Annotated in this window: 19 protein-coding genes; 3 read left to right on the top strand and 16 right to left on the bottom strand. The window is 54.5% G+C overall.

Annotated elements, in window-relative coordinates:
- Nucleotides 1-27: 27 nt before the first annotated feature.
- A complete protein-coding gene (locus TMES_RS17460) occupies nt 28-777 on the top strand; it encodes a TlyA family RNA methyltransferase (protein ID WP_085584930.1) in 750 nt (249 codons plus the stop codon).
- A gap of 274 nt (nt 778-1,051) precedes the next feature.
- On the opposite strand, the gene TMES_RS17455 is transcribed toward TMES_RS17460, so the two are convergent.
- The 6 genes from TMES_RS17455 to TMES_RS17430 form a co-directional block, all read right to left on the bottom strand.
- A complete protein-coding gene (locus TMES_RS17455) occupies nt 1,052-1,579 on the bottom strand; it encodes a DUF4760 domain-containing protein (RefSeq protein ID WP_085584928.1) in 528 nt (175 codons plus the stop codon).
- Between the two features lie 232 nt (nt 1,580-1,811).
- A complete protein-coding gene (locus TMES_RS17450) occupies nt 1,812-3,368 on the bottom strand; it encodes a TRAP transporter large permease (RefSeq protein ID WP_211275947.1) in 1,557 nt (518 codons plus the stop codon).
- Nucleotides 3,365-4,069 carry a TRAP transporter small permease subunit gene (locus TMES_RS17445; protein ID WP_085584926.1) on the bottom strand — a complete coding sequence of 235 codons (705 nt, stop codon included), beginning with the start codon at nt 4,067-4,069 and terminating at the stop codon, nt 3,365-3,367. The genes TMES_RS17450 and TMES_RS17445 overlap by 4 nt, the downstream gene beginning before the upstream one ends.
- A gap of 77 nt (nt 4,070-4,146) precedes the next feature.
- Nucleotides 4,147-5,262 carry a TRAP transporter substrate-binding protein DctP gene (gene dctP, locus TMES_RS17440; protein ID WP_085584924.1) on the bottom strand — a complete coding sequence of 372 codons (1,116 nt, stop codon included), beginning with the start codon at nt 5,260-5,262 and terminating at the stop codon, nt 4,147-4,149.
- Nucleotides 5,263-5,441: 179 nt separating this feature from the next.
- Nucleotides 5,442-5,864: a GlcG/HbpS family heme-binding protein gene (locus TMES_RS17435; RefSeq protein WP_085584921.1), complete on the bottom strand. Its 423-nt coding sequence runs from the start codon at nt 5,862-5,864 to the stop codon at nt 5,442-5,444.
- 427 nt (nt 5,865-6,291) lie between these two features.
- Nucleotides 6,292-7,152 carry a LysR family transcriptional regulator gene (locus TMES_RS17430; RefSeq protein ID WP_085584919.1) on the bottom strand — a complete coding sequence of 287 codons (861 nt, stop codon included), beginning with the start codon at nt 7,150-7,152 and terminating at the stop codon, nt 6,292-6,294.
- Between the two features lie 148 nt (nt 7,153-7,300).
- Between TMES_RS17430 and TMES_RS17425 the strand changes: the two genes are divergently transcribed.
- On the top strand, nt 7,301-8,347 hold the full coding sequence (locus tag TMES_RS17425) for a DMT family transporter (RefSeq protein ID WP_085584917.1): 1,047 nt from the start codon (nt 7,301-7,303) through the stop codon (nt 8,345-8,347).
- Between the two features lie 69 nt (nt 8,348-8,416).
- On the opposite strand, the gene TMES_RS17420 is transcribed toward TMES_RS17425, so the two are convergent.
- The 4 genes from TMES_RS17420 to fabI form a co-directional block, all read right to left on the bottom strand.
- On the bottom strand, nt 8,417-8,884 hold the full coding sequence (locus tag TMES_RS17420) for a DUF2269 family protein (RefSeq protein WP_085584915.1): 468 nt from the start codon (nt 8,882-8,884) through the stop codon (nt 8,417-8,419).
- A 119-nt stretch (nt 8,885-9,003) separates the two neighbouring features.
- Nucleotides 9,004-9,624: a TetR/AcrR family transcriptional regulator gene (locus TMES_RS17415; protein WP_085584913.1), complete on the bottom strand. Its 621-nt coding sequence runs from the start codon at nt 9,622-9,624 to the stop codon at nt 9,004-9,006.
- Nucleotides 9,625-9,970: 346 nt separating this feature from the next.
- Entirely contained in the window at nt 9,971-11,059 is a 1,089-nt protein-coding gene (gene aroC / locus TMES_RS17410; protein WP_085584911.1) for a chorismate synthase, read from the bottom strand.
- Nucleotides 11,060-11,158: 99 nt separating this feature from the next.
- Entirely contained in the window at nt 11,159-11,989 is an 831-nt protein-coding gene (gene fabI / locus TMES_RS17405) for an enoyl-ACP reductase FabI (protein WP_085584909.1), read from the bottom strand.
- A gap of 204 nt (nt 11,990-12,193) precedes the next feature.
- Between fabI and TMES_RS17400 the strand changes: the two genes are divergently transcribed.
- Nucleotides 12,194-13,552 (top strand): YihY family inner membrane protein, encoded by a 1,359-nt coding sequence (locus TMES_RS17400; protein WP_085584907.1) that lies wholly within the window; start codon nt 12,194-12,196, stop codon nt 13,550-13,552.
- A 240-nt stretch (nt 13,553-13,792) separates the two neighbouring features.
- Here TMES_RS17400 and TMES_RS17395 read toward each other — a convergent pair whose 3' ends face one another.
- The 6 genes from TMES_RS17395 to TMES_RS17370 form a co-directional block, all read right to left on the bottom strand.
- Nucleotides 13,793-14,242: a universal stress protein gene (locus TMES_RS17395; RefSeq protein WP_085584905.1), complete on the bottom strand. Its 450-nt coding sequence runs from the start codon at nt 14,240-14,242 to the stop codon at nt 13,793-13,795.
- Between the two features lie 112 nt (nt 14,243-14,354).
- The gene (locus TMES_RS17390) at nt 14,355-15,746 is read right to left on the bottom strand and encodes a mechanosensitive ion channel family protein (protein WP_085584903.1); all 1,392 of its coding nucleotides are present in this window, start codon (nt 15,744-15,746) and stop codon (nt 14,355-14,357) included.
- Between the two features lie 270 nt (nt 15,747-16,016).
- On the bottom strand, nt 16,017-17,513 hold the full coding sequence (gene scpC / locus TMES_RS17385) for a succinyl-CoA:acetate CoA-transferase ScpC (protein WP_085584901.1): 1,497 nt from the start codon (nt 17,511-17,513) through the stop codon (nt 16,017-16,019).
- A gap of 158 nt (nt 17,514-17,671) precedes the next feature.
- Complete coding sequence (locus tag TMES_RS17380; protein WP_085584899.1) at nt 17,672-18,310, bottom strand: alpha/beta family hydrolase; 639 nt, start codon at nt 18,308-18,310, stop codon at nt 17,672-17,674.
- Nucleotides 18,311-18,463: 153 nt separating this feature from the next.
- Nucleotides 18,464-19,384 (bottom strand): DnaJ C-terminal domain-containing protein, encoded by a 921-nt coding sequence (locus tag TMES_RS17375; protein ID WP_085584897.1) that lies wholly within the window; start codon nt 19,382-19,384, stop codon nt 18,464-18,466.
- A 175-nt stretch (nt 19,385-19,559) separates the two neighbouring features.
- Entirely contained in the window at nt 19,560-20,039 is a 480-nt protein-coding gene (locus TMES_RS17370; protein ID WP_085584895.1) for an RT0821/Lpp0805 family surface protein, read from the bottom strand.
- Between the last annotated feature and the right edge of the window lie 93 nt (nt 20,040-20,132).

Here is a 20,132-nt window from a genome sequence, read left to right as displayed (position 1 = left end):
TTCCCCGCAGGTGCGCTACAAACCGGCATGGCAAAAAAACGTTTGGATCAGATGCTTGTCGACCGCGGAATGGTCGAAAGCCTTGGCAAAGCCCAGGCCCATATTATGGCCGGGGATGTTTTTACCCGCGAGCAGCGCCTTGATAAACCGGGCATGCCCGTGCGCGAGGATATTTCGCTCACCTTGCGCGGGCAGCCGCACCCGTGGGTGTCGCGCGGCGGGTTAAAGCTGGAAAAGGGCTTAACCGAATTCGCCATCGATGCGACCGGTTTTACCGCCATTGATGTCGGCTGTTCGACCGGCGGGTTTACCGATGTTTTGCTCACCAACGGTGCGGCCAGGGTTTATGCCATTGATGTTGGGCAGGGCCAGCTGGACTGGAAACTGCGCAATGACGACCGCGTGGTGGTGATGGAAAAAACCAATGCCCGCCATATAACACCCGAACAAATCGCCGACCCGATTGATATTGTGGTGTGTGACGCCAGCTTTATTGGCCTGCGCACGGTTTTGCCCGCCAGCATGGATTTTGTAAAACCCGGTGGCTATCTGGTGGCATTGATCAAGCCGCAATTCGAGGTCGGCAAGGAACGGGTTGGTAAAAAGGGCGTGGTCCGCGAACCTGAACTGCATCAGGAAGTATGCGATACCATATCGGACTGGCTGGCCAATGTGCCCGGCTGGCGGGTTTTGGGCATTGCCACCAGCCCGATCACCGGCCCCGAAGGTAATGTTGAATTCCTGATAGGCGGTTGCAAGGATGGTCCGGTTACCTGACCGGAAAATTTAAAGCATGTTTCTTTTAATAAGATCCATTTTGCCGATGCAGTCTACAGCCTGGCAAGGAGAAGTCCGCAGAGCGTAATGGGTTTACGGACAAGGATTTCGACGCGGCCAGGCGGTAGACTGCACCGGCCCGCAGGGTTTGTTTTTGGCGGTGTTTGGCGGCGTTACACCGCTCGCCCGATGCGCCGCATCGCGCAGCGCGCTGTGCCTTGCCAAACGACACGCCAAAAACAAACAAAATGGGCCTTATTAAAAGAAATATGCTTTAACGTGTCCATGGAGGAGCCCAGCGTCGGGCGACTTTTTCCAGTGAGCGATATAGATTGTGCCGGTCCACGGTTTGGTCGCCATGCGGTTTTTCGTTGCGCAATGACTGGATATAACTATAGGCGTAGCTGTAGATTGTGATCAGGTTATATCGTTCATTGATGCGAATAAGTTTTTCGTCAAAATCGCGCCGAAGAATACCGGAGCATAAAAATTCATAGTGGTTCAGACATGCGCGCATCCCTGATTGCCAGTTTTTATACGCGTCGTTTTCGGGGATGGGATAGCGGTTTTGTTTGACGTAATCGCGAATGATGGCTGCTCCTTTGCGAAATTCGGCATCATCTAGCAAGGCAGTCATGGTGTGTTGCTTGCGGCTGAGTTTGCGGCTAAGGGAGGCCGAAAAAATCCATCCCGTTGTTGCCAGTGCCCCGGTGATAAGAACAGCTTGTTGGGGAAGAAGGTTTTCGCTCCAGTCAACAACTGTGGAAATTGCCGGTATGATCAGGCTTGTTGAAATATCCATTGTTTAATCGTTACCTTGAATATGTCATGATGCGCGACTATATAAGTTTTACGTTAACTGGTTCTACTATGCTTATGGAGTGGCGAACGATGGAAACTGAACGTGGGTTTTAAGGATAACGATCTTGCGCATGGCGTATTCTCGGGAATGACAAATCATTGGACGCCGGAAAAATAAAGACCCACACAATTTTGTGTGGGTCTTTTTGTTGAGATAACATCACGTGCTGTTGTCAGTGTCCGTAAACCAGATTGGGCAGCCAGGTGACGATGCCGGGCAGAAGAATGCACATCGCCAAACCAACTGCCTGTAACGCCAGAAAAACCAGTGACGATTTAAAGATGGTCGCCATCGATATTTCCGGCGGGCAGACCCCGCGAATGTAAAACAGGGCATAGCCGAAAGGCGGGCTTAAGAACGACATTTGCATATTGACCAGATACAGCACCCCGAACCACAGCACCACATCATCGCCCGCAACAGCAGGCAGGCCAAACAGGCCATCAAAGGTCAGCGCCTTGACGATGGGGACAAAAATTGGCACGGCAAGCAGCAAAATGCCAACCCAGTCAAGAAACATGCCCAGAATAACCAGCAGCACCATCAGCAAAAACAAAATGCCATAAGACGACATGCCGGTACCAAGGATGGATTCGGTAATGAAGGTTTGCCCGCCTTGCAGGATGTAAAAGCCGACAAAGATTGATGCGCCAAACATGATCCACAACACCATCGCCGACGCCTTGAGCGTGCCGATCGAGGCTTCGCGAAGGGCGGTAAGCGAAAAGCGTTTATGCATCATCGCAACGATGACGGCCCCAAACGAGCCGATCCCGGCGGCTTCAACCGGTGTGGCAACCCCGGCAAAAAGCAGCCCTAAAACCAGAAACACCAGAATAAGCGGTGCAATCAGGTCCAGCAGCAGGCGTAATTTCTCGCGAAAGCTGATGCGTTCGGAAACCGGAACCGGTGGCCCCAGTTTGGGGTTTTTAATGCTGCGCACCACGACATAGGCAATATACATGCCCGATAGCAACAACCCGGGAATGACCGAGCCCAGATAAAGTTCCCCCACCGATTGCTGGGCGACAACAGCATAAAGAATGGCCAGAATGGAAGGCGGAATAAGGATGCCCAGCGTCCCGCCAGCCATAATCGAGCCGATGGCAATTTCGGGGTCGTAATTGCGTTTTAACATCGCGGGCAGGGCGATGATGCCCATGGTGACCACAGCGGCCCCAATCACCCCGACCATAGCAGCCAGTATGGTAGAAGCCAGAATGGTGGCTGCGGCCAAGCCGCCACTAAGTCCGCCCAGCCATTTATAGACAACGTTAAACATTTCCTCGATCAGGCCGGCGCGTTCAAGCATGGAAGCCATGAAGATGAACAAGGGAATGGCGGCCAGATCGGAATTGGTCATCATGGGGAAGATGCGACCGGGAATGAGGTTTAACATGGTGGAATCGCCCACCAGATAGATAAACACCACCCCAAGGCCACCGGTAACAAAAGCCAGAGGCAGGCCCATCATCAATACCACCACCAGCGACCCGAACATGATCCAGGTTAAGGTGCTGATATCAACATTGGCCAGCATACCGGCACTGCGAAACAGAAAAACCTCGTCGCTCCAGGGATCGTAAAGCAGGATGTTGATCACCTCGACGGCAACCACAAAAGCAGCCAGAACCGAGGCGATGATTAAAAGCCAGGTCCCGAATTTGCCCATTGCGCTGTTACGGCGCGGGGCACGGGGGCTCATTGGCGACGTTGCAGGCGAATTCATCGTGCGCCCTCCTTGCCCATTTCCACAAACAACATGATGTCCTTGATCAGTTTGGAAAGCCCGGCAAGCAGGATGAGGACGGCACCAAGCAACATCATGCCTTTGACCGGCCAGTATTGAATGCCCCAGGTTTCAACCGTTGTTTCGCCCATATCAAAGGAATCGGTGAAAAACCGTAATGAGGTTCCCGCCAGCGCCAGGGCAAAAATAAAGAAGAAAACCGATGTGAAAACATCCATGCCCACGCGGCCCCGGTCGGGCAGCAGATTATAAACAATGTCAACCCGGACATGGGCGCCGTGCAGCATGGCATAGGCCCCGGCCAGCAAATATTGCATGCCAAACAGCAAAAACGACGCTTCATGCACCCAGATGGTGGGCATGTTGAACATGTAGCGCATCACTACTTCAAAAAAGTAGAAAACCACGGTGTTGATTGTCCAGAACGCGATGAACAAACCGGATTTTTCACTGATGCAGTCAATGATGCGGGTAACGATATTTCCCTCGATACCATAACGGATCAGCGGGTCTTCTTCGGCCAGCAGTTCTGCCGCCGGATCCTGATGGTCCGGTTGATGGACCCTTTTTTTTGATTGCCGGTTTTCCCACACAATCATGATCAGGGGCATGACAGCCAGCCATCCCCAATACAACCAGTGCGGCATGACAAAGCCGAAACCTTCTTCAAGGCCAGACATGAATTCCTCCCACGCAAAAAGACGCCGGGGGCAAGGCCATCAGGTTTTCCTGTAAAGCTGCCCCCGGCACTATCAGATCAGAGCGACTGGCCCTTGATGTCGTCAGGCGTGATATAGCCGACGATGTCGTTCATCATGAATTCAAGCTGAAGTTTGAAAATGTCCTTGGCGTCTTCATTCTTGCTGGCCCAGCGATACCAGACCGGAATGGCGGCACGGCGAAATTCCTGCAAGTCTTCTGCGCTCAGGCGCGAGACCGTGGAACCGGCCTGCTTGAATTTTTCCAGTGCTTCGACATTGCGTTTCTGGATGGTGACATAGTGATGGAGCGAATAGGCGTGAACCTGATCCTCGACCAGTTGTTTCATCGGGTCGGGAAGCTGGGTCCAGGCGCGCATATTGACGGTAAGGTCCATCAGATCCACCGGCTGATAAACCGACATTACACCGGGAGGGCCAAACAGGATGTATTTCGTGACCTGGGCAAAGCCCAGATCCCAGTTTACGGCGGGCCCGACATAGTCCGCCGCATCAATGGTGCCTTTTTCAAGGGCGGGGAAAATATCCGACCCCGGCAAGCTGACGGTGGAAACACCGAACTGCTCGAAGACTTCGGCAACCATGCCGCCAGGTAGGCGGATTTTCATGCCTTTAAGGTCGGCCAGGCTGTTAACCGGTTTTTTGGAATGGATGACGTTGGCATCGTGATGGATGGGTCCGACATAGAACAACCCGTATTTTTTATAAATCGCGCGGGTTTTTTCCAGCATGCCAAGACCATAGAACATGGTGTCCCACTGGGCGGGCTGGTCTGGTCCGGCGGGGTAGGATGACAAAAATACCGAAGCCGGAATTTTGCCGGACCAATACAGGGTGAACGGGTTCATGGCCTGCAAAACGCCGGTCCGGACCGAGTCAAACAGGGCATTGTTATCGGCCGCGACCGCCTTGGCCGGGAACGGCTTGAAGGTCAGCTCGCCGCTGCTTTTTTCGGCCATGTTGTTACACCATTCTTCAAACAGGGTGTAACCCACGGTGCCTGCATCCCACACCGACTGGATTTTCCAGGTGGTGCCAGCAGCAAGGGCAGTGTTGGATATGAACGGTGTACTTACCGCCGCCCCCGCAGCGGCAAGTGTGGTGGTACGCAGAAAACTCCGGCGATCCATGCCGGTTTTGGTTACGTCACTCATCAGTTCTTCCTCCCGTTGACGTAAAGGACGCATGCCGTGATTTTTATTGTTCGGTCAGCGTCCGGGGTGAAATGGCGCAGTGTGCGCCATTTCGTATTCTTCGATGGGCAGTCTCCCATTCCTTTTGTGTCTTGCCGCGCAGGGTTGTTCTCGCTGCGGCATTGTGGTTTGCAGGCGGGCTAAAGCTGGGCCAGAAAATGGTCGATCCCGGCTTGCGCGCATTCCATATCCTGTTGCGGTGTCCCGGAACTAAGCCCGATGCCGCCAACAACTTCGCCATCAACCGATACCGGCAAGCCGCCACCAACAATGGACAAGCGCCCGCCAACCTCGGTGTGAATGCCAAAGGCCAGGCTGCCGGGTTGGGCAACCGCGTTATATTCGTGGGTGGCCTTGCGGGCGGCGGCGGCGGTAAAGGCTTTGTCCTGGGCGATAATCGTGCTGGTTACCTTGCCGCCATCCATGCGTTCAAAGGCAATGAGCGTGCCCGATTCATCGACAATGGCGATGCACATAGGCACGCCAATTTCGCCGGCTTTGGCCCGTGCGCCATCAATCAGAATTTTGGCATCATCAATAGAAAGGCGCTTGATCGTTAGCATGAAGACTCCGTTATGTTTTGCAGGCAAATTCAGTGAACATGTGAACACAAACTGTGTTGCTGTAACTGGTAGCAGTCTGGTCGTTATCGGCCAATAGCGCACCGGCGAGGCAAGCGCGCAGTGGCTGCGGCAACGCATCGTCCGCCATTCACGTGATTACCGGCTTTTGCCTCCCTGTGATTGCTTATTGGTTGATGATCAAAAACCATGGGGTCTTTAAAACAACCTTGGCGCAACCATTGTGTTTATCAAATTCTATTTGAAGGTCTTTAGCCGACGCAAATGTTTTAAATTTGCTTTTCACATCGTGGAATGATTGGGCGATCCACATTGGCAAATAACGGCGTTCGCACAGATGCGAAAAACAGATAAGCCTTTGTTTATAATAAATTTATGCGCAAAATGCAGTTGCGGCGGGTGTTTTGCCTCAGCCGGTGCGATTTTCGCGGCCCAGGGCGGCAATGGCACCAAGGGCGAGTTCGCGTATCGCCGGGCTGGCCTGATCCCGGATTTTTAACGCGATATCGATCGGCGGAAGGTGGGGAAGGTTGGTATCTTTGACGATGCTTAACCCTTCGTGGCGGGCGGTGCAGGCGGGCATGACACCGATGGCATGGCCCCCGCGAACAGCAGTGACCAGCATTGAATTTGCGTTGCTGCTGTGGCTGACGCGATAGTCGATTTTATGGTCGTGCAGGGCGGCAAGGCCGCTTTTGCGGACGGAACACTGGTCATGGTAAACCGCGACTGGCACCGGGCGTTGATCCAGCGCGAAATCAGGATGTGCGACCCACACCAGCGGTTCGGAAATGACATGCAGGCTGTCGCGGTCGGGTTCGGCCGTCATAATGGCAAGGTCCAGCGCGCCCTGTGCGACGCGTTTGCCAAGGTCAATGCTATAGCCCGAATGGCAGCTGATCTCGGTTTGTGGCAGGCGAAGGGCCGCCGAACGTAAAATTTCAGGCAGGAAAATCGCGGCATAATCATCAGGCAGGCCAATGCGCAATATCGGGGGCGCGCCATCGAGCAGGTCGGCCACCATGCGGTCATTCAGGCCGATAATGCCTTCGGCATAGGATTTCACCACAAGGCCGGTCGCGGTTGGCACGATCTGGTTGCGGTGGCGCGACACCAGCGGGGTGCCCACGGTTTCTTCCAGCCGTTTGATTTGCTGGCTGATGGCGGGCTGGGTGCGCAGTAAAATTTCGGCGGTGCGGGTGAAACTTTGTGTTTCCAGCACCGTCAAAAAGGTTCGTAACCAGTCAATATCGACATTTAATAACGCCATAAGGGATTGTTATTTCCGCTATAAGCCAAACCGATTTCCCTTTTGCCGGGCGTACTGGCACTGTGCCATCGCGCCCGCAAGGATGTGTTCTTAATCTGGCGGGTGGCGCGCATGATGACAATGTTTTTAAGAGTGAAGGCCCCGGCAAATGCATAATCCCGCCTGTATCCCGGCTTGTACCCCAACGTGTCGCCCGGCACCGTCTGGTGGCACCGATAATGCGGCATCTGAAAATGCAAATCCCGACGTGCCGCAGGGCGAAACACGGGCAATGATTTGGCCGGTATTGGGGTTGTTGCTGGCGGCCAGCCTGATGGGGCTGGGGCCCATTTTTGTGCGTTTGTCGGGGGTCTCGGCCGAGGCATCGGCATTTTGGCGGGCAATGCTGGCAGCACCTGTTTTTATGATCGCAAGCCAGATACTGATTTTGCCGCAGGTGGGGCGGGGCAAAGATCGCACGCGTCAAACCGGCAATGTTGCGCAAAGTGAAGCCGCACCGCAAACCACCCGCAAAACCGGGCTTTTGATTGTTGCCGGTTTGCTTTTTGCCGCCGATTTGATGTTTGCCCATTTGGCGATTGGCATGACAACGGTAGCCAATGCGATTTTGCTGAATAATCTGGCCCCGCTTTTTGTCGGTTGTTTTGGGTTGCTGGGTTTGGCGCGCCGCCCCAGCCGCCGTTTCTGGCAAGGGCTGCCGATTGCCATGCTGGGGGCCGTGTGTCTGTTTTTTGCCAGTTCGCAAGGCAACGGGTCGGTTTATGGTGATGCCCTGGCCATTGTTGCGGCGGGTTTTTACGGGGCCTATTTTGTCGTGATTGCGCGTTTGCGCCAGGACCATTCCGCCTTGCAAATCATGTTATGGAGCACGGTTGTCACCGCGATTGTGTTGGCAAGCTACATGCTGGTGTTTGATGGCAGCATTGGCATGCCGGTGATGGCCGGGGGCTGGCTGGCATTATGCGGCTTGGCATTTTTAACCCATATTGGCGGGCAGGGGATGGTGTCGGTCTGTTTTAAGCGGGTGGATGAAGCGACCGGGTCGATCATTTTGCTGTGGCAGCCTTTTATGTCGGCCTTGCTCGGGGCGCTGGTGCTGGGCGAAGTGTTAAACCCCTGGCATGGTTTGGGGGCGGTATGTGTGATGGTGGCGGTGGCCTACATTACTGTGCGCCGCCGTCGCAAGCTTGCCTGAACGATTAAAGCCTTCCCGGTTTCATTGCACAGGAAGGCTTTGTTTTTTGCTGGTTTGCGCCTTTGGTTATTACGGGTGCAGCATCAGCCATAAGGTAATGATCGGCAAAATAACGGCGATGGCACCAAGAAAATTCCAAAGCCGGGCGGCACGATAATAGGTGTCAGGCAATGTCAGTTCGTTATGCGTGGCGGCACTATGCGACACACGCGCCATGCGGCGTTGCAGCGGGATCAAACCCAAAATCCAGATTACGGCGGATATGATAAACAGGAATATCCCGCTTTGCAGATTAACGCGCGCGACAAGGTCGATCCGCCCGACGTGATACATGCCAAGCCCGCCAATCGCAATCAGCAACACCCCGCTTGCGGTAAAGGCCAGATCGGTGATTTTGATCAGGCGGCAGGAAAAGGCAATGATGGCAGGGTTTTTGGTGCGGTCTGCTGCGTTTTTCCAAACGGCACTGACGATGATATTGCCCAGAAACAGCACCACCCCGACAAGATGGACAAACTTAACCAATACGAAATCCATGATGATGCCTTTGATTGCAACGATGAAGGGCAGGGCCGCTCCCGATATTTGCCGGAGGCGGGAAACAGGTGGTTTGGCGCGGGGGTATTTTCGGGCGCACCGTCAGGATTGGCCAGGTGTTATTTCTTCGGGTTTTGCAAGCTGGCGGGAATGCCCAAATCTTCGGCCAGAAGCCCGAAAACGAATTGTTGTATGGGCTGATCGAGTGGTGGCGATATCATGCCATCAATCACCAGCGTGGCAATGCCGTGCGCCCGGCTCCAGGCGGCAAGGGCGCGGTTATAGGCGTTGGCGGCATCGGCCAGTGTCATGTCGCCGCGCTGGTCCAGGTTGGTAACCGATCGCTGCAAAATATCAAAAACACTGTCGGCGGCGTCGCGCAGGTCGGGATATTGATCGAGCGGCGGGCGTTCGCGACCAAAAATCAGGCGGAAATGCTGCGGATGTTCGATGGCAAATTCGACATAGGCAGCACCCAGCGCGATGATGCGTTCTTCATGCGGAAGGGCCAGTTTGGCAGTTTCTTCCAGCCGGTCGCCAAAGCGTTTTAGCGCAGCAATCGCCACTGCCGCCAAAATGCCATCCTTACCATCAAAATGACGATAAGGGGCGGCTTCGGAAACGCCAGTCAAACGGGCAAGGCGACGTAAAGACAAGCCACCCGGGCCTTCCTTGCGCAGGATGGTTTCGGCTTCGCGCAGCAACACATTGCGCACGTCGCCGTGATGATATTTGCTCATATGCTCGTGTCATTTTTTTATGTATGTTAATAATGTTAACATACGCAGGGTGGCTGCGATGGTCAAGCATAAATACCGCAGAAATCAGCCTTTTTACAACAGGCTTCCGCCATCATACGGGGAAATCCCGGTGCTTTTCCACGGGCATCGTGCGCCGGGTTTATGCCCTTGCTTGCAGGGCTGTTTTTGATGCCGCGTTTGCGGTTGATCTGGTTTGGCGGCCGGTTTTGGTGTGGCAGAAGATTGTCGTGGCAAAATAGCGATACCAAAAAGGCAGGGCGATATGTGCCCTGCCAAATGGATTGTTTTGCGATTTCTGCAGCCGGTTATCGGGGCCGATCTGCGATCAGGCCTGATTCCAGCCTTCGCATTGCGCACGGTGGCGCAAAAGGTGGTCGGCCAGAACGATGGCGGCCATGGCTTCGCCCACCGGGACGGCGCGAATGCCAACGCAGGGGTCGTGGCGGCCCTTGGTCACCACATCCACATCCTTGCCTGCCGTATCGACGCTATGGCGCGGTTGCAAGATGGAACTGGTGGGTTTGACGGCAAAGCGAATGATAACATCTTCGCCCGATGAAATACCGCCCAGAATACCGCCAGCGTGATTGGACAGGAAAACCGGTTTGCCGTCTTCGCCCATGCGCATTTCATCGGCATTTTCAATGCCGGTCAGTTCTGCGGCTTCAAAGCCATTGCCAATTTCTACACCTTTGACGGCATTGATGGTCATCATTGCCTTGGCAAGGTCGGCATCAAGCTTGTCATAAATCGGGTCGCCCAGGCCCACGGGCACGCCAGAGCAGACAATTTCAATCACAGCCCCGACCGATGATCCATCTTTGCGCAGGCCGTCGAGATATTCGGTAAAGACCGGCACGGCGTCGGCATCGGGGGTGAAGAAGGGGTTGTTGTCAACCTCGTTCCAGTTCCAGTTGGCACGATTGATTTCCTTGGTGCCGATTTTAACCAGAGCCCCGCGAATTTTAATGCCATCCCCCAGAATTTTACGCGCCACCGCACCAGCGGCCACCCGCATTGCGGTTTCGCGCGCCGATGAACGGCCGCCACCGCGATAATCGCGAATGCCGTATTTTTCCCAATAGGTGTAATCGGCATGGCCGGGGCGAAACTGGTTTTTAATTTCGCCGTAATCCTTGGACCGCTGATCAACATTTTCGATCAGAAGGCCAATCGGCGTGCCGGTGGTTTTGCCTTCAAACACGCCCGATAAAATTTTAACTTCATCGGGTTCGCGGCGCTGGGTGGTAAAGCGCGACTGGCCCGGTTTGCGTTTTTCGAGATATTTCTGAATATCGGCTTCGCACAGATCCAGACGAGGCGGAACCCCGTCGACCACACAGCCAATGGCCGGGCCGTGGCTTTCGCCAAAGGTGGTAAAGCGAAACAAAGCGCCAAAACTGTTGCCAGCCATCAGAGATATCCAGACTTTATAAGGTTAAGGATCGGGGTAGACAGAACGGGCCGCCTTGTGGCGACCCGGTATTGCCCGATAGAAGGTATGTAACCGCAATCAGGGTTTATTGATGGTAATATCGGGGGCATCAGGCTGTTTCATGCCAACGGTGTGATACCCGCAATCAACATGATGGGTTTCACCGGTAACACCCGATGACAGATCAGACAGGAAATAAAGCCCCGAGCGACCCACATCTTCAAGCGACACATTGCGGCGCATCGGCGAATTATATTCGTTCCATTTCAGGATATAGCGGAAATCGCCAATCCCGGAGGCGGCCAGGGTTTTGATCGGCCCGGCCGAAATGGCATTTACCCGAATGTTATCAGGGCCAAGGTCATTGGCCATGTATTTAACGCTGGCTTCAAGGGCGGCTTTGGCAACGCCCATGACGTTGTAATGCGGCATAACCTTTTCTGCCCCGTAATAGGACAGGGTCAGCATCGCGCCGCCATTGGTCATCATTTTTTCGGCACGTTGGGCAACGGCGGTAAATGAATAGACCGAGATATTCATCGACATGGCGAAATTTTCGGGAGACGTATCAAGATAACGGCCCCGGAGTTCGTTTTTGTCGGAATAGCCAATGGCATGAACGATGAAGTCGATTGTTTCCCATTTTTCCTTAAGGGCATCAAAAGCCGCATCAATGCTGGCGGGATCACTGACATCGCAGGGCAAAACGATGTCGCTGCCGATGCTTTCTGCCAGCGGGCGAACACGTTTCCCCAGGGCATCGCCCTGAAAGGTAAACGCAACTTCGCCACCCGCAGCAGCTACGGCGCGCGCAATTGCCCATGCAATGGATTTATCGTTGGCGACGCCCATAATCAGGCCTCGCTTACCGGCCATCAGGCCTGAAAAATTATCGGCGGACAGGCTCATATTCCCTCTCGTTCAGGCAATCTCTCTCCGTATCTGATACCGTACCCGGATCGGGCGGGAACGTATACTGGAGACATTCAATATTATCCGCATCCTACACAAAGCCCGGCTAAAATCAATCTGGCCTGTTTTATCTTTGCGTGGCACGTTATTCTGGTTTGCTTATCTCACTATAGCCGTAAATTGCACAGGATTAAGCGTTTAATGGTGAATTGGCGAAAATTGCTCGACGATCGTACCGGATTCTGGCGCTATGCGTTCATGCGGTTTTTACATGACAAATCACCGCAACGCGCCAGTGCGCTGTCTTATACCACCCTGCTGGCGATGGTGCCGTTTCTGGCAATTGCCCTTACCGTGCTGTCAGCCTTCCCGGTATTTGATCAGTGGAAAGACCAGATTTCCGGCTTGATTTTCAGTAACTTCCTGCCCGAAACCGGGTCCGAAGTTGCCGATTATTTAACCGGGTTTTTAAAAAACACCGGCCGCATGACGGCGATTGGTACGGTTGTTTTGGGGTTTACGGCGGTAATGCTGCTGGGCTCGATTGAAACCGTGATGAACGATGTTTTCCGGGTCAATTCACCGCGAAAGCTGTTGTCGCGGCTGGTGGTGTTTTGGGCGCTGATCACGGTGGGGCCGTTATTGGTGGGGTTAAGCCTGTCGATGGCGTCTTATATTTTTGCCATGCGCCATCTGATTGGCGGTGACGCGCTTGATGCGCAAATTGGCCAATTGGGGTTTCTCGCTCCGTTCTTTTTATCGGCGATTGCTTTTACGTTGCTGTTTTTAGGCATGCCGAACCGCTCTGTCGTGATTTTGGACGGGATGGCGGGCGGGGTGGTGGCCGCTGTGCTGTTTGAGGCGCTTAAAAAAGGCTTTGGCCTGTATGTTAGCACCTTTCCCACCTATCAGACCCTGTATGGGGCGGTTGCGGTGGTGCCGATTTTTCTGATCTGGATGTATTTGACCTGGATGGTGATTTTGCTGGGGGCGCAGGTGGCGGCTGCCCGGTCTGAATGGCGGGCCGCACGCGCCGCCGGGCTGGTGCCCGACCCGCGCGGCGGTGCGCCGGGCCATACCGAACGGCTGATTGCGGTTTTGAAATTGCTGGAATATTTGCAGGTGCGGTTTCAAAATGCCGACAAACCGCCCAGTTATCGCCGGTTATTACGTGATTTAAAAATGGGCGGGCGCGATTTGAACTGGGCCTTGGCCGCGCTGCGCCGTGAAAACCTGATCGAACGCAGCGAAAAGCATCGCTGGCTGCTTTCGGGGGATTTGTCACGGTTAAAACTGGGGCTGTTGATGTCCAGGCTGGGCTTGTTTCTTGACCCTGACCGGCTGCTGCTGGTCGATGTTAAAAGTGGCTGGCCGCTGGGCGTGCGCGAAAAGCTGATGGAACTGGAGGGTACCCGCAAGGGCGTGCTGGATGTTTCGCTTAGCCAGCTATTTGAAAGCCAGCGCCCCGATGACAAGGTTCCCGAGCCGGTGACTGTGCCAGAAGATGCCCCCGATCCGGGCACAATTGATCCCGATGATGCGAACCAGCAGGTAAACTAAATATCGATGGCGCTGTGCCATAACAGCGAAAGGTCGCCATGCGCAATGGTGGTCTGAACCGTTTCCGGGGGGGCAAATTGCCGATTTAAAGCATGGGTCTTATTAAAAGAAATATGCTTTAACCTGGGGTATTGTGGCAAAGGCCCGAAGCAGTTTCCGGGCGCAGAAAAATGTTTTGCGCCCGGTTTATGGATGTAGACGGAAGGCGGTGGGCGGTTTTATCGCAAGCCGGAATGATGTTTAGTTCCCGTCAATTGCGGCGGGCGCAACTGCAATCAGAACGCTGCAAGGGGCATGTGCCAAAAGCGACGCGCCGGTTGATCCGCCCCACCAGCGCGAAAGCGCGCCCTGTTCGCGGTGACCAACCACCACAAGATCGGCCTGCATGTTTTCTGCCACCCGGCCAATTTCACCGGCAGGAATGCCATTTTCCAGCCGGGTTTCAACGGCCAGTCCCATGCCTTGCAGCTTTGCCTTGCCTTCTTTCAGGGTTTCCTGAATGTCGGCCAGCATCCGGTCGGGCAGGTCGGACGGAACGGCGGCTTCGGCGTAAATCACCCCAATATCAGGTTCGAGAACGGCCAGCAGGCAAACTTCGGCTTGGCACATTACCGCCAGTTCGGCGCCCTGTTTCAGCGCTGTGCGCCCCTCTTGGCTGCCATCATAGGCAAGCAGAATTTTCTTGTACATGGTTGGGCCTTCATTGTGAAAAGCTGGTGGGAACAGGATGTTAACCCAACGTTTCGGCGCTGCCAAGGTCAACAAGTAAATGCTAATTTAATTGAGGGTCAAGGGTGCCGGGTCAGCGTCGTTCCGGGCTTTCATGTGATGCAGATGCCGCGAGCGAAGATTCCGTTGCGGGTTTTGCCTTATACGGGCGGCTGACTTCAAATTTCAAGGGTTGGTCGCTGCTGCGCAGATGCAGGTCGCGTTGCGGGAAGGGAATTTCGATATCGTTATTTTTAAATTCATCCCACACATTAAGCAGTACTTCGCTGATAATATTACCGCGCCCGTTTTGCGGGTCGTTGATCCAGAACCGTATTTCCAGATCGACGGAATTATCGCCAAAACCGCGTAACAGGGTATTGGGGCCCGGGGTCTCAAGTACGCGTTTGCATTTGCCTGCGGCAATATTACAAAGCTCGATCGCGCGGCGCGGGTCGTTGTTATATGAAATCCCGACCGGCACTTTCAGGCGCAAATGAACGTCTGAGTGGCTCCAGTTTTCAACCTGATTGGTGATCAGGTCTTCGTTCGGGATTAAAAATTCGGTGCCATCGCGGGTGCGAACGGCGGTGTAACGCGCGCCAAGCGACTGGATCCAGCCAAAGGTATCGCCAATGGCAATCACGTCGCCCGGTTTGATCGAGCGGTCCAAAAGCAGGATCAACCCGCTGATCAGATTGGCGACAATGCGTTGCAAGCCAAGACCGATACCCACACCAACCGCACCGCCAAAGACCGCCAGCGCGGTTAAATCGATGCCGATGGTGGACAGGGCAAAAAACACCGCGACCGAAAGCAGCACAATTTTCAGCAGCTTGACCAGCAACACCTGGACCGAAGGGGTCAGCCGATGCACCCGGTTGATGCGTTGTTCAAACAGGTGCGATGCAAACGAGGCCACCCATAACAATATCGCCAGCGACATAACGGCCTTGATCAGCCCATAGACCGATATTCTTACCGATCCCAGTTCAATTGCCAGACTGTCGAGCATGGCGATGGTCGGGGTGAGCAGGCCGACAATGTTTAACGCCGCAATGGTCCAGGCCATGATGGCAATGGTTCGGCCCCAAACCGGGTCGTTCATCAAGGTGCTGACCAGACGGATAAAAATCCATGCATTCAGCAAGCTTGCGACCAGACGCAAAACATTGTGCGGGTAGGCTGCTTGAATGGCAATGCCATCGAGCACCCAGATCACCAGAACAAATACAAGCGGGAAGGCCAGTCCGGGCAGGGTGGCACACAGGCGGCGCAAACCGGGAATGTGGCTGAGCGGGCGCCAGTTTTGCAGCCGTGCCAGCAACCGGCCCACCGGTTTGGCCAGCAATATGGCAGGCACAGCGGCCAGTGCCACAGCAGCCACCTGCAACAGGATCGGGACGAGCAACAAATTGGCCTGCACCCAGTTTAGTGCGCGTTCAAACCACGCCAGTATCCGGTCCGTCGGCCAAAAGTCGTTCATGCCTGCCCGCCTGTTTTATCGTTCGTTCAGGGTGAATATCGCAAACGCGCCACCTCACCCTGTGCGTGATGCTATGATCATATACGGAGAATATACCATCGTGGGCCAGAAATACTGCCCGTGTGCTTGCGAAAATAGCGGCAAAGATGAAATTTGCCAAATTTGGGGCCAACCAAAAAAGGACACCCGGTGGCGGGCATCCTTTATTGTATTCCCCACCTGCATGTTATGCTGGCCTGCGGGGATTATTCGGGCGGGGTTTGGATGGGATCAGGCGCCGGGTTTCATTGTGCCGTGTTCGCGAAAGGCGGCATGCCAGGCAAAGGCTTCTTCGATCAGGTGCGGGGTGTGGCCACCACGGATGACGGCCCGGCGGTAATAGTCGGCCAGATCATCGCGATAGGACGGGTGGGCGCAATTAGCAATAATGGTTTGGGCGCGTTCACGCGGGGCCAAACCGCGCAAATCGGCCAGGCCGGTTTCCGTGATCAGGATATCCACATCATGTTCGGTATGATCAACATGGCTGACCATGGGCACGACGCTGGAAATTTTGCCATTTTTGGCGATCGATTTGGTGACAAAAACCGACAAATGCGCATTACGGGCAAAATCGCCCGACCCGCCAATGCCATTCATCATGTGGGTGCCGCCGACATGGGTGGAATTGACATTGCCGTAAATATCAAATTCCAGCGCGGTATTAATGCAAATCAGCCCCAATCGCCGGATCACTTCGGGGTGGTTGCTGATTTCCTGGGGGCGCAGGATAAGCTGATGTTTATAGCGTGATAGCTCGGTTATCACTTGCTGGTATTTTTGGGCCGACAAGGTAATTGACGAGCCGGAGGCAAAATCAAGCTTTCCGGCATCAAAAAGGTCAAACGTCGAGTCTTGCAAGACTTCGGAATACATTTTCAGGTTATGAAACGGCGTATCAATAAAGCCGTGCATAACCGCGTTGGCAATGGTGCCAATGCCCGCCTGCAGGGGTTGTAATTCGTTGGTTAACCGGCCTTTGCGCACTTCGTTGCCCAGAAATTCCGCCAGGTGACCGGCAATGGCGCGGGTATCGCTATCGGGGGGCAGGATGGTCGATGAACTGTCGAGTTTTTCGGTAACAACGATGGCGGCGATTTTGTTCGGGTCGATGGGAATAAACGGAAAACCGACGCGGCTTTCGGGCGATACCACCGGAATGGGCTGGCGGGTGGGCCTATGCGACGGAATGTAAATATCGTGCAGGCCTTCAAGCTCGTCTGACTGCGACAGGTTGATTTCGATAATTACCTTGTCGGCAAGAATGGCGAAACTGGCCGAATTTCCGACCGACGTGGTCGGAATGATCCCACCTTGTTCGGTAATGGCAACCGCCTCGATAACGGCAATGTCGATGGGGGGGATTTGATGCGTGCGCAGTTGCTCGACTGTTTCCGACAGATGCTGGTCAATAAACATCACCTCGCCCGCATTAATCGCCTTGCGCAAAGCGGGATCGGCCTGAAACGGCATGCGGCGCGACAGCACATGGGCTTCGGCCAGTGTTTTATCCAGATCATTGCCCAGTGATGCGCCGGTCATCAGCGTAATTTTAAGCGGATCGGTCCTGGCCCGCTCCGCCAGTGCCATGGGAACGGCCTTTGCCTCGCCAGCACGGGTAAAGCCGCTCATGCCGACCGTCATGCCGTCTTTTATCAGGCTGGCGGCGTCTTCGGCGCTAACAACACGGTCCCAAAATTGCGGATTACGAATTCGCTGACGATGCATGGAGGCTCCTTTGCGTGTGGATCAATGACGATCATTCAAGACATAAATGACCAATGGTCACAAAAGGAGTGAAAAAATCGCGGAGCAGCCATCATTTTACGCATTGCTAATATGAAAGTCTGATAGCTATGGCTTTGATTTTGCCCGGTGCGCAGGTGTTACGCGCCCGCATTTTGCAAAAAGCTGTCAATCGCGACACCACAGTCATGCAGGTTTTGCGCCGCATCGCGGCCCGAACTTTTGCGCGGGGTAAAGTCGTGATTGCCGTCTTCGACCCAGTGTATCGAGATCGCGGGGGACAGGCCATATGTGGCAATTTCATCGGCGGACCCAAACGGGTCGCGGGTGCCGTGGCAAATAAGGGTCGGGGTGTTGAGCGTTTGCAAATGTTCGACACGCCGTTTTTCCGGCTTGCCCGTGGGATGAAACGGATAGCCCAGACACAGCAAGGCTTTCACCTTCATTTCATCGGCCACCATGCTGGCGATGCGCCCGCCCATTGATTTGCCGCCGATCACGAGGTTTTCCGGGCTGCCGATCTGGTTAATAACGTTGCGAAAGGTGTCGATCAGCACCGGGGCGCGGTCGGGCGGGCGTTTTGTGCCGTCGGCACGGCGCTTGGCCATATAGGGAAATTCAAACCGTGCCACGCGGTAGCCGCATGTTGCCAGCCGGGTTGCCATATCGGTCATAAACGGGCTGTCCATCGGCGCACCGGCCCCGTGGGCCAGAACGATGGTCAGATCGGCTGTTTTCGGGCCATTCCAGATAATGTCACATACAATATCAAGGGGCATGGTGTGCTTCTGTTGTGAGGGGACAACCGCTGTTTGGACAGCCAGGCATGACAAGTACAGGTCCACCTGTTTAATGCCGATGTGCGAACATAAAAAAGGGCCGTTACAAATACTGGTTCGTAACGGCCCTGTTTGTCTATGTTCTTGCGCGGCTTAGCGAACCGAATAGGGATGATCGCGCGACCATTTTTCAATGAACTCGATCAGTTCTTCATCGCGCTTTTCGGGCAGTTTAACCGTTAAATGCACATATTGGTCGCCGCGTTTTTTACCACGATCATAAGGTGATCCCTTGCCACGCAGGCGCATGGTGGTGCCGCTATTGGCATTGGCGGGGATTTTCATCGACACCTTGCCATCAATTGTCGGCACCTCGATCGAGCCGCCAACAATGGCTTCGGGCAATGAAATTGCCAGCTCACAATGAAGGTCGTTGCCATCGCGGCGAAACAGCGCGTCGGCATGCACATGCAGCTTGATCAGGGCATCGCCGGCATCGCCGCCATGCATGCCCGCCATGCCCTGATTTTTCAGGCGCAGGGTTTGGCCGTCTTCGCTGCCCGGGGGGATGCGAACTTCAAGCTGCTTGCCGCTGGCAAGGTTGATGCGCTTGACCGTGCCTAGCAGGGCTTCTTTTAAATCAAGGCTAAGTTCGTACGAAATATTGGGGCCTTTAACGCGGGTATCGCGCTGGCCGTTAAAACCGCCACGGGCCCCGCCGCGATTGCCAAATATTTCGTCAAAAATGTCGTCGGCATTGCCGCCGCCAAAACCAAACGGGTCACGCCCGCCACCGGCACTGCTACGATAGGTGCCACTGCTGGCCCCGGCGCGGCCAAATGGCCCGGCGTCGCGGCCGTCGGCGTCAATTTCGCCATTGTCATATTTTTTGCGGCGTTCGGCATCGCCCAGCAAATGATACGCGGCGGAAACTTTTTTGAATTTATCTTCAATTTTGGGGTCATCCGGATGAAGGTCCGGGTGCAGTTCGCGCGCAAGTTTGCGATAGGATTTTTTAATCTCGTCCTGCGAGGCCGTTTTGGTTGCGCCAAGGATCTTGTATGGGTCCTGCATTGCCAGCCTGGTTGGAAAAGGTGAAACACGGGGGCCAATAATAGTGGGATCAGCCCTTTGGTTATTATTAGCGGGTCTTTGCTGCGATCAGAAGTGTTTTCGCAAATTTGGCCCAACATAAACAAAAACGGCGCAGGGCAAATGCGCTGCGCCGTTTTATCAGGAATTGGCGCTGTTAATTAACGACTTTCCAGGTGCCGTCCGGCTGGCGACAAGCCGTGCCATAGGCTTGCTGTTTTTCGCCACCAATGACGACAGTTTGCTGGTATTCGCGGCAATACTGGTCATTTTCCGGTTTCTGATAGGTCCGGGTCGGGGTGATGGTGCCCGAATGGCCGCTATCAGGGTTGGTCCAGCTGCTTGTCTGGCCGACCGGTGCGGTTTCAAGGGTGTGCTGGGTGGTGTTTTGCATCATGGCACGGTCGGCATTGTCAAGCGACTTGCCGATTTCGCTACCAATCATGGCGCCAGCAAGTGTCCCCAATGCCACGCCAACCAGTTGGCCTTTACCCTTGCCAAACTGTGCGCCGGCAACAGCACCGCCAACGGCACCCAAAAGGCCGCCTGCGGTTTGTTTGGTGCCCTGGTTTTCAGCACAGCCCGCCATTAAAAACGTGCCAAGCATCACGGGGATGATAAAAAATCGTGCTTTCATTATATTCATGCCTACCTTGTCTTTACTGTCCCAACCGATATGTATGTAAAATGCGGACTGGTCTTGTTGTCTGATCCCGTCTGTCGCAGAATG

Source organism: Thalassospira mesophila (genome assembly GCF_002115755.1).
Taxonomy (GTDB): domain Bacteria; phylum Pseudomonadota; class Alphaproteobacteria; order Rhodospirillales; family Thalassospiraceae; genus Thalassospira; species Thalassospira mesophila.
Note: the sequence above shows the minus strand (reverse complement) of the source record. Positions and strands in the feature narration are given on the sequence as shown.

Coding starts and splice junctions, on each gene's coding strand:
- TMES_RS17460 (WP_085584930.1), top strand. CDS start 28: ATGGCAAAAAAACGTTTGGATCAGATGCTTGTCGACCGCGGAATGGTC.
- TMES_RS17455 (WP_085584928.1), bottom strand. CDS start 1,579: ATGGATATTTCAACAAGCCTGATCATACCGGCAATTTCCACAGTTGTT.
- TMES_RS17450 (WP_211275947.1), bottom strand. CDS start 3,368: ATGAATTCGCCTGCAACGTCGCCAATGAGCCCCCGTGCCCCGCGCCGT.
- TMES_RS17445 (WP_085584926.1), bottom strand. CDS start 4,069: ATGTCTGGCCTTGAAGAAGGTTTCGGCTTTGTCATGCCGCACTGGTTG.
- dctP (WP_085584924.1), bottom strand. CDS start 5,262: ATGAGTGACGTAACCAAAACCGGCATGGATCGCCGGAGTTTTCTGCGT.
- TMES_RS17435 (WP_085584921.1), bottom strand. CDS start 5,864: ATGCTAACGATCAAGCGCCTTTCTATTGATGATGCCAAAATTCTGATT.
- TMES_RS17430 (WP_085584919.1), bottom strand. CDS start 7,152: ATGGCGTTATTAAATGTCGATATTGACTGGTTACGAACCTTTTTGACG.
- TMES_RS17425 (WP_085584917.1), top strand. CDS start 7,301: ATGCATAATCCCGCCTGTATCCCGGCTTGTACCCCAACGTGTCGCCCG.
- TMES_RS17420 (WP_085584915.1), bottom strand. CDS start 8,884: ATGGATTTCGTATTGGTTAAGTTTGTCCATCTTGTCGGGGTGGTGCTG.
- TMES_RS17415 (WP_085584913.1), bottom strand. CDS start 9,624: ATGAGCAAATATCATCACGGCGACGTGCGCAATGTGTTGCTGCGCGAA.
- aroC (WP_085584911.1), bottom strand. CDS start 11,059: ATGGCTGGCAACAGTTTTGGCGCTTTGTTTCGCTTTACCACCTTTGGC.
- fabI (WP_085584909.1), bottom strand. CDS start 11,989: ATGAGCCTGTCCGCCGATAATTTTTCAGGCCTGATGGCCGGTAAGCGA.
- TMES_RS17400 (WP_085584907.1), top strand. CDS start 12,194: ATGGTGAATTGGCGAAAATTGCTCGACGATCGTACCGGATTCTGGCGC.
- TMES_RS17395 (WP_085584905.1), bottom strand. CDS start 14,242: ATGTACAAGAAAATTCTGCTTGCCTATGATGGCAGCCAAGAGGGGCGC.
- TMES_RS17390 (WP_085584903.1), bottom strand. CDS start 15,746: ATGAACGACTTTTGGCCGACGGACCGGATACTGGCGTGGTTTGAACGC.
- scpC (WP_085584901.1), bottom strand. CDS start 17,513: ATGCATCGTCAGCGAATTCGTAATCCGCAATTTTGGGACCGTGTTGTT.
- TMES_RS17380 (WP_085584899.1), bottom strand. CDS start 18,310: ATGCCCCTTGATATTGTATGTGACATTATCTGGAATGGCCCGAAAACA.
- TMES_RS17375 (WP_085584897.1), bottom strand. CDS start 19,384: ATGCAGGACCCATACAAGATCCTTGGCGCAACCAAAACGGCCTCGCAG.
- TMES_RS17370 (WP_085584895.1), bottom strand. CDS start 20,039: ATGAAAGCACGATTTTTTATCATCCCCGTGATGCTTGGCACGTTTTTA.